Annotated in this window: 11 protein-coding genes; 8 read left to right on the top strand and 3 right to left on the bottom strand. The window is 74.5% G+C overall.

What is annotated here, in order from left to right:
- The first annotated feature begins 5 nt into the window (after positions 1–5).
- On the top strand, positions 6–212 hold the full coding sequence (locus tag RM446_RS02445; protein WP_311543398.1) for a heavy-metal-associated domain-containing protein: 207 nt from the start codon (positions 6–8) through the stop codon (positions 210–212).
- Positions 213–284: 72 nt separating this feature from the next.
- Here RM446_RS02445 and RM446_RS02440 read toward each other — a convergent pair whose 3' ends face one another.
- Positions 285–1,658, bottom strand: coding sequence for an NAD(P)/FAD-dependent oxidoreductase (locus RM446_RS02440; protein WP_311543396.1), 1,374 nt, complete (start codon positions 1,656–1,658; stop codon positions 285–287).
- Positions 1,659–1,801: 143 nt separating this feature from the next.
- Here RM446_RS02440 and RM446_RS02435 point away from each other — a divergent pair, with 143 nt between their 5' ends.
- The 4 genes from RM446_RS02435 to RM446_RS02420 all read left to right on the top strand — a co-directional run bounded on the left by RM446_RS02435 (position 1,802) and on the right by RM446_RS02420 (position 7,751).
- Positions 1,802–4,381 carry an AfsR/SARP family transcriptional regulator gene (locus RM446_RS02435; protein WP_311543395.1) on the top strand — a complete coding sequence of 860 codons (2,580 nt, stop codon included), beginning with the start codon at positions 1,802–1,804 and terminating at the stop codon, positions 4,379–4,381.
- Between the two features lie 454 nt (positions 4,382–4,835).
- The gene (locus RM446_RS02430) at positions 4,836–5,774 is read left to right on the top strand and encodes a M48 family metalloprotease (RefSeq protein ID WP_311543394.1); all 939 of its coding nucleotides are present in this window, start codon (positions 4,836–4,838) and stop codon (positions 5,772–5,774) included.
- Between the two features lie 82 nt (positions 5,775–5,856).
- A complete protein-coding gene (locus RM446_RS02425; protein WP_311543393.1) occupies positions 5,857–7,383 on the top strand; it encodes a type IV secretory system conjugative DNA transfer family protein in 1,527 nt (508 codons plus the stop codon).
- Positions 7,384–7,568: 185 nt separating this feature from the next.
- On the top strand, positions 7,569–7,751 hold the full coding sequence (locus RM446_RS02420; RefSeq protein WP_311543392.1) for a hypothetical protein: 183 nt from the start codon (positions 7,569–7,571) through the stop codon (positions 7,749–7,751).
- Between the two features lie 76 nt (positions 7,752–7,827).
- Here the strand turns inward: RM446_RS02420 and RM446_RS02415 are convergent, their stop codons facing one another.
- A complete protein-coding gene (locus RM446_RS02415) occupies positions 7,828–8,400 on the bottom strand; it encodes an SACE_7040 family transcriptional regulator (RefSeq protein WP_311543391.1) in 573 nt (190 codons plus the stop codon).
- Between the two features lie 134 nt (positions 8,401–8,534).
- Between RM446_RS02415 and RM446_RS02410 the strand changes: the two genes are divergently transcribed.
- From RM446_RS02410 to RM446_RS02400, 3 genes are all read left to right on the top strand, one after another.
- Positions 8,535–10,145: a carboxyl transferase domain-containing protein gene (locus RM446_RS02410; protein ID WP_449657171.1), complete on the top strand. Its 1,611-nt coding sequence runs from the start codon at positions 8,535–8,537 to the stop codon at positions 10,143–10,145.
- 233 nt (positions 10,146–10,378) lie between these two features.
- Positions 10,379–12,691 (top strand): acetyl/propionyl/methylcrotonyl-CoA carboxylase subunit alpha, encoded by a 2,313-nt coding sequence (locus RM446_RS02405; protein WP_311543606.1) that lies wholly within the window; start codon positions 10,379–10,381, stop codon positions 12,689–12,691.
- A 2-nt stretch (positions 12,692–12,693) separates the two neighbouring features.
- Positions 12,694–13,848 carry an acyl-CoA dehydrogenase family protein gene (locus RM446_RS02400; protein ID WP_311543389.1) on the top strand — a complete coding sequence of 385 codons (1,155 nt, stop codon included), beginning with the start codon at positions 12,694–12,696 and terminating at the stop codon, positions 13,846–13,848.
- 45 nt (positions 13,849–13,893) lie between these two features.
- Here the strand turns inward: RM446_RS02400 and RM446_RS02395 are convergent, their stop codons facing one another.
- On the bottom strand, positions 13,894–15,198 hold the full coding sequence (locus tag RM446_RS02395) for a glycosyltransferase (protein WP_311543388.1): 1,305 nt from the start codon (positions 15,196–15,198) through the stop codon (positions 13,894–13,896).
- Between the last annotated feature and the right edge of the window lie 39 nt (positions 15,199–15,237).

The following is a 15,237-nucleotide window of genomic DNA, read 5'->3' as shown; positions in this document are numbered from 1 at the left end:
CGGCCGTGGCAGCCATCACCTTCACCGTCAAGGGCATGACCTGCGATCACTGTGTCAAGGCGGTGACCGAGGAGGTCTCGGCACTGCCGGGCGTGACCTCGGTCGACGTCGACCTGGGCAGCGGCCGGGTCGACGTGGGTAGCGAGAGCCCCCTCAGCGAGGAGCAGCTCGACGCCGCCGTCGACGAGGCCGGCTACGAGATCGTCCGCTGACGGCGCCCGCCCCGCGTGCGCGGCTGCACCCGGGAGTACGCGTGCGGAGCCGGGGCAGCGGACCGAAAGTCCTCAGTCGCCCTCGGCTTGCGGAGCCGGCTCGAGCAGGCGCGCGCTCTCGCGGCGCGCGCCCTGCGGGTCGAGGTAGTGGGCGGCCTCCAGGTCCACGAAGGTCGAGGGCCTGCCGCGGTGGAAGCCCAGCCGCGCCACCTCGCCGCCGGTGACCGCGCGGATCATCCAGTTGGCCGCGACCCGCGCGCGGGCGGGGTTGGAGGGCAGGGACCACAGGTGGTATCCGCGGGTGACCGCGAACGCGGGGAAGCCCGAGAGGTCGTAGCCCAGCGGCCGCGCCACGGCGTCGCGCCCGCTCAGGTCGACGACCAGTCCCAGATCCTTGTGCAGGAACGTGCGCTTGGGCCGACCGGTCAGCGAGGCGATCACGTTCTCGGCGGCCACCGTGCCCTGGCGCTCGGCGTACTGGGCGGTCGGCGGGCACACCGCGCCCCTCTCGTCCTTGCTGAGGTCGGGCACGGCGGCGGCGTCGCCGACGGCGAACACGTCGGGCAGATCGGGCACCGCGAGGTCGGAGTCCACCACGAGTTTTCCGCGGCTGGTCTCGGCGCCCAGGGAATCCATCAGCGGGCTCGGCGAGGTGCCCGCCGTCCAGATGAGGGTGCGGCAGGGCAGCATGCGGCCGTCGGTCAGCGCGACCTTGTGCTCGGTGACCTCCCTGACCGTCACCTCCAGTTTGACCTCGACGCTCATCGAGCGCAGCAGGTCCAGCGCCTCCTCGCCCAGTCTGGTGCCCAGCTCGGGCAGGAGCCGCGGCGCGATGTCGACCAGATGCCAGTTGATGGCCGAGCGCAGCGAGGGGTAGCGGCGCGCCGCCTCCTCGGTCAGCCGGCGCAGGGACGCCGCGGTCTCCACGCCGGTGTAGCCGCCGCCGACCACGACGAACCGGCAGCGCTCCTCGCGCTCGACGGGGTCGGTGGTGGCGTTGGCCAGCTCCAGCTGGGCGAGCACGTGGTCGCGCAGCACGGTCGCCTCGGCGAGGTTCTTGTTGCCGAAGGCGTGCTCGGTCAGACCGGGGATGTCGAAGACGCGGGTGAGGCTGCCCGGCGCGAGGACGAGCCGGTCGTAGCGCTCGACGGTCGGTTCGTCGGAGATCTTGCGGATCAGCACCGCCTTGGCGTCGGTGTCGACGCCGATGGCCGAGCCGGGCACGATGCGGGTGCGGTGCAGGGAGCGGTACAGCGACACCGCCACGGATTGGGGCGTGAGCAGGCCTGAGGCCACCTGCGGCAGCAGCGGGCTGTAGAGCATGTAGTCGTTTGGCGCGACGAGGACGATCTCGGCGGCGGACCTGGGTATGCGGCGTTCGAGCCGCTTGAGGGTCTGCAGCCCTGCGAATCCCGCGCCTACCACCACGATGCGAGGCCGTGCCATGGTCGATCCACTCCCTCTTCGACCGCCCTGCTGTGCGGGTCGGCCCAGCGGCGCCTGCCGCGAGCACCCGCCGGGCGCACGAGTCCGTCTGCGCTTCGGCTGCCCGAGCACCCCGCGGTCAAACGTCGGCCCGGCGGCGCGGGGTGTTCGGGCGAGACACCGACGCGGCCCTGCGGGCGGGAGACGCCGACGCCGCACGCGCCGAGTACCGCCGCGCCCTCGCACTGTGGCGGGGCGGCGCCTTGGAGGACGTGCCCCTCGGCCGGACCCTGCGCGCCGACGCCGACGCGCTCACCGAGGCGCACGTCCGAGCGCGGGAAGGGCGCCTCGAAGCCCTGCTGCTGGCCGGCGACGTGGCGGGAGCCGCGCACGGGCTGCGCCTGCTGCTGGCCGACCACCCCCTGCGCGAGCCCGCCTGGGGGCTCCTCGTCCGGGCGCACAGCGCCGCCGGCGAGCGCGCGGCGGCGCTGAACGCCTACCAGCAGGCGCGCAGCACCCTGGCCGAGGAGCTCGGGCTGGAGCCGGGGGCCGAGCTGCAGGGCCTGCACGAGGCGATCCTCGCGGGCTCGGCCGACGCCCCGGTCTCGCCGGCGGCCGTCATGCGCGATCGCGCGGCGCCGATGCCGCAGCAGCTGCCGCCGGCTCCGGAGGCCCTGGTCGGCCGCGACCGCGAACTGGACCGCGTGCGCACGGTGCTCGCGCGGCCGGGCGGCTGGGCCGGCCCCCGCACCGAGACTCCCGAGGCCTGGCCGCCGGGGCCGGCGCTCGTCGGCATCCACGGGGTGGGGGGCACCGGCAAGTCCGCCCTTGCGGTGGCGGCCGCGCACGGCGCCGCCGACGCCTACCCGGACGGGCAGCTCTACGTCGACCTGCAGGGGACCTCGCCCGGGCTCCCGCCGCTGGAGCCGGCCGAGGTGCTCGGCAGGTTCCTGCGTGCGCTGCACGTCGCCGAGCGGATGATCAGCCCGGACACCGCCGAGGCCGCGGCCTGGTTCCGGTCCGTGACCGCGCGCAGGCGCCTGCTGATCGTCCTGGACAACGCCGTCGACTGCGACCAGGTGCGCCCCCTGCTGCCTGCGGGCGGCGGGTGCGCCGTCGTCGTCACCGGCCGCGACGAGCTGTCGGCCTTGGAAGGACTCACTCGGCTGCGGCTCGGCCAGCTCGCGACCGGCGCGGCGGTCGACCTGCTGCGCCGGTTCATCGGCCCCGAGCCGATCGACCGGCAGCCCGAGGTGGCCCGCGAGATCGCCGCGCTGTGCGGCCGCCTGCCCCTGGCGGTGCGGGTCATCGGCGTCCGCTTCGCCGAGGTCCCCGCCTGGCGGCTGCCCGACCTCGCCGAGCGGCTGCGCAACGAGCGCTTCCGCCTCGACGAGCTGGGCATGGAGAACCTGGACGTGCGCTCGACGTTCGACATCGGGTACCGCGCACTGCTCACCGGCGAGCCCCGCGGGGAGGCGGCGGCGCGCCTGTTCCGCCGCCTCGGACTGCTCAGCTTCTCCGAGATCACCCCCTTTGCTGCGGCGGCCCTCGTCGACACCGACGAGATGTCGGCCTACCGGCTGCTCGGCTCGCTCGTCCGCTACGGCCTCCTGGAGCGCGACGGCACCGTGTACCGCATGCACGACCTGCTCCGGCTGTTCGCCACCGAGCTGGCCCGCGACGAGGAGGAGCCGGCCGCGACGACGCTCTCCCTGATCCGCGTGGCCCGGCGCTACATCGAACTGATCAGCGCCAACCCGGTGCTTCGGCTTCCCCGCGCCGACGACCCCCCGACCGGCGAGCTGCCGGGACCGCGGACCGTCGCCGAAGGCAACACCTGGGTGGGCGGGCACATCGCGCCGCTCAACGCCCTGGTGCGCCAGCTCGCCCGCAGCCCTGCGCAGCTGCCGCTGGCCCGCGAACTGCTCCACGTACTCCACCGCCGGCTGGTGGTCTTCCACCCGGCCGAGTGCATCCGCCTCTACCGGCCGGTCCTGGAGGGCGCCGAGCGCGACGGCGACCGCGGCCTCGCGGCGGAGGTGCTGTGCATCCTGTCCAACGCCCACTTGAGCCTGCACCGCTACGACGACATGGCCGCCTGCGCCTACGCGGCGCTGCGCCGCCTGCCGGAGTCCGGCCACGACCGCGCCCGGGCCCGCGTCCTGGCGGTGGTCGGCGCAGCAGAGGTCCGGCTCGGTGCACTGGCAAGCGCCGCCGAGCGCCTCGCGGCGGCCCTGGCGCTGCAGGAGGGCGCGCAGCGCTGGAAGGCGGTCGGGGTGATCTCACACGACATCGCTCGAGCGGCGATCCTGCGCGGCGACCACGGCGAGGGGCTGCGGCTGCTGCACCGGAGCCTCGCCCTCAACCGCGGCCACGGCGACCTGCTCGACGCTTGCCGGATCCACGACAGCCTCGCCTGGGCCCATCTGCGGGCCGGACGCCCGGATTCCGCGGTGGGCCACGCCGACGCGGCCGCGGAGCTGGCCGAACGCACGGGACATGTGCCGTGGAGGGCGCGCGCCCTCCAGTGGCGCGGCCTCGCCCGGCACGCCCAGGGGGACACCGCCGCGGCGGTGTCGGACGCCTGGCAGGCCGAGGCGCTGTGCCGGGACACCGAGATCCCGCCGGTCCGGATCGACGCCCTGCGGATCCTCGGGGCGGTGCTGCGGATGTGCGGCGACCCCCGGGCGGAGGGCGTGCTCGCCGAAGCCGACGCCCTCGCGCAGCCACCTGACGCACCCTAGGTTCGCCGCACCCGCAGGGCCCCGCCCGCGCACCGCGCCTCGCGCGCACCCGCCCCGAAACCGCGCACCCGGTGATGCGGGCCCGGCCGCGCGCGCAGATTCGCGGCCCCTTCCTCGCCGCGGCGCCGAAGGGGAGGGCGCGGCGCGCCGCGCGACCTGGTGGTGCGCGGCGCACTCCCGGAGCAGGCGGGCTGTATCCCGCCTGTAGGTCCCCCAGGACCCCGGCGGCCTAGCGTGCCACCGAGTCGGAAAGGGGCCAGTCATCAGCACACCGCACCACCACCCAGAACACCGGCCGGGCGCCCCGGGAGCGGCAGCCGGACCTGCCGCCTTCCCGGGGGCGCCGCCCGAGGGCGCAGGCGGCCCAGGGGCGCCGCCACCGCCCGGAAACCCGGCACCCGGCACGTTCGTCCCCGTCGAAGGGCTACCACCCGCACCCCGGCGACGCAGGACCGTGACCACCTCGGCGGCGGTCACGCTGCTGTTCGGCCTGCCGTGGCTGCTGAGCAGCATGATCGTGCTCACCGTCGCCGCGGGGCTGGTCACCGCCCCGTTCACCTTCGATTCGGGGGCGGACGACGCGGTCAGCAACATCGTCGGCTGGGCGGTGGTCGTGGGGTTCCCCCTGTCCGGCGCCCTCCCGCTCTGGGGACCGGTGGAGAACACGATCGCGCGGCTGCTGTTCCGGTTCCGCCCGCCCTCACCGCAGGAGCGCCAGCGGATCGACGCGCTGTGGGCAGGCGTCGCCCGGCGCGCCGGCATCGACCCCGCCGCCTACACCCTGTGGGTCCAGGACGCCGACGACGTCAACGCTTCGGCGGGGGCGGGCCGCACCGTAGGCGTCACCCGCTTCGCGCTGGCCGAGCTCGCGCCCGCCCACCTGGAGGCCGTCCTCGCCCACGAGCTGGGGCACCACCTGGGCGGCCACCCGTGGGCGCGCATCCTCGTCTACTGGTACTCCCTGCCCACCCGTGCGGTGCTCAGGCTCGCCGGCCTGATCACCCGGCTGCTCACCCGGCTCTACAGCCTCACCATCGGCGCGATGCTCATCAGCAGGTCGCGCAACACCGGGACGGCCGCCTTCGTCGGCTGCGCCCTCCTGCTCGTTCCCGCGTTCTGCGTACTTCCATTCCTCCTCCCGCTGGTGCCGCTGGTGGTCGCCGCGCCCGTGGACGCGTGGTTCAGCAGGCGCGGCGAGCTGTACGCGGACCGGGTGGCCGCCGATCTCGGCTACGGCCCCCACCTGGCCGACCTCTTCCAGCTCTGGCAGGCCCAGGGCTACGACGACGGCCACACGCAGGCGGGCGCCCTCGAGCGGATGATGTCGAGCCACCCCGCGCTGCACGCGCGTCTGACGGCACTGCAGCGCCACGCGCAGCGCAGCGGCGCATGAGAGCGGATATCCGCGGGACGGGAGCAGGCGCGTGAGGCCTTGGCGGCGCCGAGCACCGCGCGCCCCGCGGCCGTGGGACTGGATGCGCGACCGCTATCCGGGCGCCGCGGCGGCGCTGGACGCGATGTCGGAGGACCCGGCAACTGCGGACGTCGATGCGGCGCGCATCGCCAACGCCGTGCGGCGCGCGGCGGCCGATCCGGACTATGCCGAGGTCCTCGCCGGTCAGGTCGCGTCGCAGGGCTCGTCCGCGGCGCTGCCCGCCTCGGGCGTGCGCGCGCTGCCCGGCGGCCGGCACGCCGTGCACAACCTGGCGGCCGGGCAGGTCCGCCTGGGCCGGCCCGCTCCCGACTCCCGCGGCCAGATCCTGAGCAGCGACCACTTCGGCGTGGATCTGGACGTGCTGCGGACCTCCCTGCTGGCGGTCGGCCCTCCCGGCTCGGGCAAGACACGCGGCATCGCAGTGCCCGTCGTCGAACACCTGTGCCTGGGAGCGCTCGCAGGGCAGAGCAGTGTCGTGGTCGTCGATCCCAAGGGGACGGACTTCGGGTTCGACGGGTGGTTCGATGTCACGATCGACCCCCTGGCTCCGACCTGCGGGTTCAGTCTGTTCGGCGGGGCCCGGTCGGCCGACGCCGCCGCCGACAGGCTCGCCTCGACCCTCCTGCCGCCGGACGTCAGCGACGACAAGGCCTATTTCGTCGACGCCTCGCGAAACGCGCTCTACAGCTGCCTCGCTCCGTTCCACGCGGCGTTCGGCCGGTGGCCGGCCGTCCCCGAACTGCTTGCGCTGCTGCGCGCCGAGCAGTCGGCACTGGACCGGGTCAAGAGCGCGCTCAAGGGGCCGGGCGCCAAGGAGCACAAGACCCTGCTCGACACCCGTGTCCAGCAGGGCAGGGCCCGCGTGGACGCCGCCGCCAGTCTGGTCGAGCGGTTCGCGCTGCTGGACCGGCCCGCCATGCGGGGCCTCTTCGACCACCCCGGTCCCGTGTTCCGCATGGAGGAGGTCAACCGCCCGGTCCGGGTGCGCGTCGTGCTGCCCGAGAGCGAACTGCCGGACGCCTCGCGCATCCTCGCGCGGATCGTGGTGTCCCAGTTCGTCCAGACGGTCTCGGCCCCCGATGCCGACCGCGGCGTGTTCAAGGGGCTCGTCATCGACGAGGCGGGGCGGTTCGTGGACGACTACGTGGCGCGCGGGGTCCAGCGGCTGCGTTCGGGAAACGCCGGCCTGGTACTCCTCTCGCAATCGCTTTCCGATTTTCCCGCCGAGCTCCGGCACACCGTTTTCGGGTCCACCGGATGCAAAGTGGTGTTCGGTGGCGTGGACCCGAACGACGCCGACGTTTTCTCAGCCTGGTTCGGCGAGCACTACGAGACGGAAACCGTGCGCAGCGTCGGCAGCAGTACCGACCGGCGCTACGACAGGTACGGGCGGCCCGCAGGCGGCGCAGAAAGCGAGTCGCGAGGGCTCGCCTTCCGCCGTGTCGAGCGCCCCCGGTGGTCCGCGTCGGACATCATCACCGGTGTGCCCCGCGGCCACGCGCTCGTCTGCCTCGCGCGCTCCAGCGGAGAGCGGGTCGGCCCGGTGCTGGTCGACCTCCGGTCGTAGGGGTTCGGAAAACCCCGGCCGAGCGGATCCGGGGAATGCGGAGAACTGTTGCGCTGGTGCACACCGGAAGGCCGCGGTATAATGGAGGAAGATGAGGGCAGTCCTCATTCGGAATTTCCCGCTCAGGATTTCCGGATGGGGTGCTGGGCAGGTGATTCCATCGTCTCTCGCGAAGGAAGGTTCCCATGCCCGGCAGGAACGACGAGAATGGTAGGCACCGCTCCAAGAAGACCTGGCGGGCAAAGCTGGTCGACCGCCTCGTGGGGTTGACGGAGATCGAGTTCGCCGCGGTCGCCATTGCGGCGTACGCCTACCGTCCATCACTGCTCGACGTCGTGCTCATCTGCGCCGTCGCCAGGCGCGGATAGCGCGACCGCGGTCGGGCCGGCGCCAGCCGGCCCGACCGCGCCCCCTGAATCCGTTCGGACCGCCTGCGCAGGGGCCTCAGCGCTCGGCCAGCAGGGCGGCTCGGCCCATCGAGAGCAGCAACTCGGCCATGGGTTCGGATGCCATCTGCTGGGCGCTGTGCGGGGTGGAGTTGAGCAGTCCAAAGGCCGCGTGCACGGCGGCGCGCAGGGTGGGCGGGTCGGCCTCGGGGCGCAGGCGGGCCAGCACCCCCACCCACTGCTCGACGTAGCCGCGCTGCAGGCGGCGGATGCGGCGCCGGTGGGGTTCGGCGACGTTGCCGAGCTCGCGGTCGTGCACCGTGATCAGCGCCGGCTCGGTGAGCGCGAAGCGGATGTGGCCGCGCAGCAGCTCGTCCAGCGCACGGTGCGGGTCGCCGCAGGCCTCGGCGCGCTGCCTGCCGTCGGCGGCCAGGCGCTCGCTGACCTCCAGCAGCATCGCCGCAAGCAGCGCGTCCTTGCCGGGGAAGTGCCGGTAGAGCGCCGGGCCGCTGGTTCCGACCGCCTTGCCGAGGTCGTCGATGCTGACGCCGTGGAAACCGCGTGCGGCGAACAGGTCCGCGGCGGCCCGCAGGATCTCGGCGCGGCGGGCGCCGGCGGTGCGGCCGGCCATCGGCGCCTCCTTCCCTCGCCCCGGCGGCGCCCGGACGGAGCGCGCTCGGCACTGGACACCGCCGTTAACGGATACTAACATCACCGATGTTAGCGTTCATTAACTGCGGAGGCGAACCCATGCCAACGGCACCGGTGCTCAGCTCGGCCGTCGACACCGAGGGCGCCGAGTTCGCGGCCAACGCCGCAGCGAACCGCGCCCTCGCGGCCCAACTGCGCGAGCGCCTGGCCGCCGCCGCGCTGGGCGGGCCGGAGAAGGCACGCATCCGCCACACCGAGCGCGGCAAGCTGCTGCCGCGCGAGCGCGTCGACCGGCTGCTCGACCCCGGTTCGCCGTTCCTGGAGCTGGCGCCCCTGGCCGGCTGGGGGCTCTACGGCGCCGACGGCCACGACGCGCCCGCCGCCGGGATCATCACCGGTATCGGGCGCGTGTGCGGGCGCGAGGCGGTGATCGTCGCCAACGACGCCACGGTCAAAGGCGGGAGCTACTACCCCATGACCGTCAAGAAGCACCTGCGCGCCCAGGAGGTCGCGCTGCACAACCGGCTGCCGTGCGTGTACCTGGCCGACTCCGGCGGAGCGTTCCTGCCGATGCAGGACGAGGTCTTCCCCGATCGCGAGCACTTCGGGCGCATCTTCTACAACCAGGCGACCATGTCGCAGCTGGGCATCCCGCAGGTCGCCGCCGTGCTGGGCTCCTGCACGGCCGGCGGCGCCTACGTCCCGGCGATGAGCGACGAGGCGGTGATCGTCCGCGACCAGGGCACCATCTTCCTGGGCGGCCCGCCCCTGGTGAAGGCCGCCACCGGCGAGGTCGTCACCGCCGAGGAGCTGGGCGGGGGCGACGTGCACGCGCGCGCCTCCGGGGTGGTCGACCACCTGGCCGAAGACGACGCCCACGCGCTGGCCGTCGTCCGCCAGATCGCCGACACGCTCGGCCCGCGCGGCGAGCCGGCCTGGGAGCGCGCCGAGCCGCGGCCGCCCGAGCTGGATCCCGCGGAGATCCACGGCGTGGTGCCCACCGACACCCGCACCCCCTACGACGTGCGCGAGATCATCGGCCGCGTCGTCGACGGCAGCGAGTTCACCGAATTCAAGGCCGAGTACGGCACGACCCTCGTGTGCGGGTTCGCCCGGATCCACGGCCATCCCGTGGGGATCGTGGCCAACAACGGCATCCTGTTCGCCGAGTCGGCGCTCAAGGGCGCCCACTTCATCGAGTTGTGCGACCGGCGCAGCACGCCGCTGGTGTTCCTGCAGAACATCTCGGGGTTCATGGTCGGACGCGACTACGAGGCCGGCGGGATCGCCAAGCACGGCGCGAAGATGGTCACGGCGGTGGCCTGCGCACGGGTGCCCAAGTTCACCGTTGTCGTGGGCGGGTCCTTCGGCGCGGGCAACTACAGCATGTGCGGCCGGGCGTACTCGCCGCGGTTCGTGTGGATGTGGCCCAACGCGCGGATCTCGGTGATGGGCGGCGAGCAGGCCGCCTCGGTGCTGGCGACGGTGCGGCGCGACCAGCTGGAGGCACAGGGCCGGGACTGGCCGGGCGAGGAGGAAGAGGATTTCAAGGCGCCGATCCGCGAGCAGTACGAACGGCAGGGCGACCCCTACTACTCGACCGCGCGGCTGTGGGACGACGGCGTCATCGACCCGGCCGACACCCGCACCGTGCTGGCGCTGGGCCTGGAGGCCGCCCGCTACGCCCCGCTGGAGCCGGTGGGCTACGGCGTGTTCCGGATGTGAGGGGGACGACGATGTCCGAGGGTGAGCAGCGCGCCGACCGGGCGCCGGAGGCGCAGCGGGACGGGACCGCCGATGGGGCCGCGCCGGGCGCAGGACCCGCCGGGGCCGTCCCGGGCGGGTCGGCGCCGGGCGGGCCTGCCGGCGGTCAAGGCGCGCCCTCCGCGGGTGTGCCCGCCTCCGGCGGCGCGGCCGCCGTGCTGGTGGCCAACCGCGGCGAGATCGCCGTGCGCATCATGCGGACGATCCGGCGGATGGGCCTGCGCTCGGTCGCCGTACACAGCACCGCCGACCCAGGAGCCCGGCACGTGCGCGCGGCCGACGCCGCGGTCTGCGTCGGCGGCCCCTCCCTGGCCGAAAGCTACCTCGACGCCGAGGCGATCGTGGCCGCTGCGGTGGAGTCCGGCGCGCGGATGGTGCACCCCGGCTACGGCTTCCTCGCCGAGAACGCCGATTTCGCGCGCCGCTGCGCTCAAGCGGGGCTGGTGTTCATCGGCCCGCCGCCCGAGGCGATCGAGGCGATGGGCGACAAGATCAGCGCCAAGGCGCGCGTCGCCGAGGCCGGCGTGCCGCTGCTGCCCGGGTTCGCGGAAGAACCCGGCCGGCCCATGGACGAGGACGAACTGGCGCGCGCGGCGGAGCGTACCGGCTACCCCCTGCTGATCAAGCCCTCGGCGGGCGGCGGTGGGAAGGGGATGCGCGTCGTGCACGGCCCGAGCGAGCTCGCCGCGGCGGCCGCGGCGGCGCGCCGCGAGGCCGAGGCCGCCTTCGGCGACCGGACACTGCTCGTCGAGCGGCTGGTGCGGCGGCCCCGCCACGTCGAGGTGCAGGTGCTGGCCGACCGCTACGGCAACGTGCTGCACCTGGGCGAGCGCGAGTGCAGCCTGCAGCGCCGCCACCAGAAGATCGTCGAGGAGTCGCCGTCGCCGCTGCTGAGCTCGGAGCAGCGCTCGGCGATGGGCGAGGCCGCGGTGGCCGCGGCCAAGGCGTGCGGGTACGTCGGCGCCGGGACCGTCGAGTTCATCGTCGAGCCGCCGGAGGCTGACGCAGCGGAAGGCGCCGACGCGGCGGTGGAGGGGCCGCGCGGCGGAGCGGCCGACGGCGGCCCCGAGCAGCACCGTGCGGAGGCTCCGGGGGAACCCCTTTCTTCAAGTCAACCCGATCCCGCCCACTCCGTACCACCTCGGGCTCGCGACCTGTGGACAGCCGATGCCGTCGACTACTCGTTCCTGGAGATGAACACCCGCCTGCAGGTGGAGCACCCCGTCACCGAGGCCGTGGCCGCGGTCGGCGGCCGGCGCGGCATCGACCTCGTCGAACTGCAGATCCGCGTCGCGCGCGGCGAGCCGCTGCCCTTCGCCCAGGCCGACGTCTCCCTGTCCGGCCACGCCGTCGAGGCCCGCGTCTACGCCGAGGACCCCGCTAACGGCTTCCTGCCCACGGGCGGCCGCGTCCTGCTGCTGGACGAGCCCGCGGGCGCGGACCTGCGGGTGGACTCCGGGCTGGACGAGGGCACCGAGATCACCTCCGCCTACGACCCCATGCTGGCCAAGGTGGTCGCCTGGGCCCCCGACCGCGCGGGCGCCCTGGACCGCATGGACGCCGCCCTGGCCGACTACACCCTGCTCGGCTGCGACACCAACGTGTCCTTCCTGCGCGCGCTGCTGGGCACGCCCCAGGTGCGCGCCGGAGCGCTGAGCACCGACCTCACCGAACAGCTCGCGCCCGAGCTCAGCGCCCCGGCCGACGGCTCGGGACCCGCCGCGGACTCCCCCTGCGCTCCCCCGCCCGACGCGCTGATCGCAGCGGCCGCCGACCACCAGCTCGGACTGGAACCCGACCCGCGCACCGCCGACCGCTTCGCGGTCCCCGACGGCTGGCGCATCGGCGAGCCCGGGTGGACCGCATGGCGGCTGCGCTCCCCCCGGCACGGTGCGGCAGCGGTCCGCGTGCGCCGGCGCCCCTCCCCCGCGACCGCCGCGGCCGCCGACCCGCAGAGCTTCGGCGCCCCGCCGCTGGTCCCCGGAGCCGACACGCAGGGCCCGCTCACCGTCGGCTACGAGGTCAGCGTCGACGGCGGCCCGCCCGTCGCCGTCGACGCCGCCCGCTCCCCCGACGGCCGCACCCTGACGGTCGCGCTGCGCTCGCGCACCCTGCGCTATGCCCGCGCCGCCGAGCGCGCGGGTCTGTGGCTGGGCCGCGAGGGCGCGGCCTGGCGCTTTGAGGACGACCCCGTGCTCGCACCGTCGCGCGCCGCCGGTGCGGCCGGCGACGGCACGGTGCGCAGCCCTATGCCCGGCACTGTCCTCTCACTCGCCGTCGCCGAGGGCGAGCGGGTCGTCGCCGGGTCGCCCGTGGCCGTTGTGGAGGCGATGAAGATGGAGCACACCGTCACCGCGCCCGTCGACGGCACCGTCAGCGAGCTGCCCGTGCGCCCCGGCCGCCCCGTGGCCATGGACGCGCTGCTGGCCCGCATCACCCCGGAGCCCGCGGCGACCCCGCCCGGCTCCGGGGGCCCCGACTCCGCACACACCACGCTTGAGGAGTGACCATGGCACACGGGCTGTCCGAGGAGTACGAGGAGCTGCGCCGCACCGTCGAGGAGTTCGCCCGCACCGAGGTGGCCCCGGTCATCGGCGACTACTACGAGCGCGGCGCGTTCCCCTACGGCATCGTCGCCAAGATGGGCAGCATGGGCCTGTTCGGCCTGCCGTTCCCCGAGGCGTACGGCGGCATGGGCGGCGACTACTTCGCGCTGTGCCTGGCACTGGAGGAGCTCGCCCGCGCCGACTCGTCGGTGGCGATCACCCTTGAGGCGGGAGTGTCGCTGGGCGCAATGCCGATCTTCCGCTTCGGCACCGACGAGCAGCGCCGCACCTGGCTGCCGCGGCTGTGCTCGGGCGAGGCGCTGGGCGCGTTCGGGCTGACCGAGCCGGGCGGCGGCTCCGACGCGGGCGCCACCCGCACCACCGCGCGCCTTGAGGGCGGCGAGTGGGTGGTCGACGGCACCAAGGCGTTCATCACCAACTCCGGTACCGACATCACCTCGCTGGTCACGGTCACCGCGGTCACCGGGCGGAAGGACGGCGACCGCCCGGAGATCTCGGCGATCCTGGTGCCGACGGGCACGCCGGGCATGTCGGTGGGCCAGCACTACTCCAAGGTCGGCTGGAACGCCTCGGACACCAATGAACTGGTGTTCGACGACTGCCGGGTGCCCGAGGCCAACCTGGTGGGCGAGCGCGGCCGCGGCTATGCGCAGTTCCTGCGCATCCTGGACGAGGGCCGGATCGCCATCGCGGCGCTGGGCACGGGCCTGGCCCAGGGGTGCGTCGACGAGAGCCTGCGCTACGCCGCAGAGCGCGAGGCGTTCGGCAACACCATCGGGCGCTACCAGGCGATCCAGTTCACCATCGCCGACATGGAGGCGCGCGTACACACCGCCCGCCTGGCCTACTACGACGCCGCCTCGCGCATGCTGGCGGGCGAGCCGTTCAAGAAGCAGGCCGCGATCGCGAAGCTGGCGTCCTCCAACGCCGCCATGGACAACGCACGCGACGCGACGCAGATCTTCGGCGGCTACGGGTTCATGAACGAGTACCCGGTGGGCCGGTTCTACCGCGACGCCAAGATCCTGGAGGTCGGCGAGGGGACGTCGGAGATCCAGCGCATGCTCATCGCCCGCGAGCTGGGGCTTCCCGCCTGAGGCGGCCGGGCGGATGGGCGGGCTGCCGCACCGGCGGTGCGGCTCCTAGGCTCCGCCGACCGCTCTGCTGCGCGCCACCTCGGCCTCCACCAGCGCCACGGCCGGCGCCGTCCCGTCCTCGGCGCGCACCAGCGCCCCCGTCTCACGGGCGCGGCCGGCCGCCGCAGCGTCGTCCGCGGCCTGCCGGATCCGCCCGGCGAGGCCGCCGGCGGTGATCCTGGCTGCGGGCAGCGGCTCAGGGCCGAGGCCGGCGGCGTGCACGCGGTCGGCCCAGAAGCGGTGCTCCCGGTGGAAGGGGCAGACGATCTGCGGGCGCCCGGCGGCCAGAGCGGCGCCGACGGCACCGGCTCCTCCTGCATGCAGGACCGCCGACACGCGCGGGAGGATCCAGTCGTGCGGGACCTCCCGTACGACGAGGACGTCGTCGGCCTCGGCGACCCCGGCGAGCCCGCCCCATCCGGTCGCGAGCACCGCACGGACTCCGGCGCGCCGCGCCGCGCCGACGACCTCCCGGCCCAGCCGGGCGGGGTCGCTTCCGGGCATGGAGCCGAACCCGGCGAACAAGGGCGGCTCTTGGGCCTGTAGGAACGCCGTGAGCCGCTCCGGCGGAGCCCAGTCGGCGGGCGCCGGCAGGAACCAGTAGCCGGTGGTGTGCACCCAATCGGGGTAGTCGGCGGGGTCGCCTACGAGGTGGCGGCTGTAGGCCTGCAGCAGCGGCGCCCGCGTCCCGTCGGGCCGGCGCAGGGCGTCGTGCCCGCCGCGGCGCCGGGGCAGGCCCAGGCGCCCCGCGCGCCAGGCGTTCACGGTCCCGTTGTAGGCGCGCAGAACGAGCGTGTTGGTCCGGTGGCTCGCCCGGTTCAGGGCGCGCGGCACGGGCACCGGCAGCATGGGGTTGGGAAAGGCCGCCGTGGGCACCCAGAACGGCTGCAGGGCCACCGGGACGGATGGGACCCCCAGGTACTCGGCGATGTGGTGGCCCGGATAGCCCATCCCGTGCACCACGACGTCGGCGTCGGCGAACCCGTCCGCGGCGGCGGCCATGTCGTCCAGCACCCGTACCATGTCGGCCTTGGCTCGGCGCACGATCCGCACCATCGCCCCGGCCTCGCGCAGCCGCCCGCCCCGCCTTCCCGATTCGGCCGTGTCGGCGACCAGCTCCGTGTCGTCGAGCATGCGGACCGGCCCGTCGTCGAGGGGGGCGAACGCCAGCCCGTGGTCGGCCGCCAGGGCGGCCGACGACTCCGCGGCGGCCAGCAGCGGCTCGTGCCCTGCCGCGCGCAGGGCCCGTGCGAGCGCCGCGAACGGTTGGACGTCGCCGCGCGTTCCGTGGTTGACGATGAGGACCCGCATCGTGGGGCTCCCTTCGGGCTGGCGGAATGGGCCGGTGCC

Source organism: Streptomonospora wellingtoniae, from assembly GCF_031845375.1.
GTDB lineage: Bacteria > Actinomycetota > Actinomycetes > Streptosporangiales > Streptosporangiaceae > Streptomonospora > Streptomonospora wellingtoniae.
This window is presented reverse-complemented; position numbering and strand designations above follow the sequence as displayed.

Coding starts and splice junctions, on each gene's coding strand:
- RM446_RS02415 (WP_311543391.1), bottom strand. CDS start 8,400: ATGGCCGGCCGCACCGCCGGCGCCCGCCGCGCCGAGATCCTGCGGGCC.
- RM446_RS02405 (WP_311543606.1), top strand. CDS start 10,379: ATGCGGACGATCCGGCGGATGGGCCTGCGCTCGGTCGCCGTACACAGC.
- RM446_RS02400 (WP_311543389.1), top strand. CDS start 12,694: ATGGCACACGGGCTGTCCGAGGAGTACGAGGAGCTGCGCCGCACCGTC.
- RM446_RS02440 (WP_311543396.1), bottom strand. CDS start 1,658: ATGGCACGGCCTCGCATCGTGGTGGTAGGCGCGGGATTCGCAGGGCTG.
- RM446_RS02420 (WP_311543392.1), top strand. CDS start 7,569: ATGCCCGGCAGGAACGACGAGAATGGTAGGCACCGCTCCAAGAAGACC.
- RM446_RS02425 (WP_311543393.1), top strand. CDS start 5,857: ATGCGCGACCGCTATCCGGGCGCCGCGGCGGCGCTGGACGCGATGTCG.
- RM446_RS02395 (WP_311543388.1), bottom strand. CDS start 15,198: ATGCGGGTCCTCATCGTCAACCACGGAACGCGCGGCGACGTCCAACCG.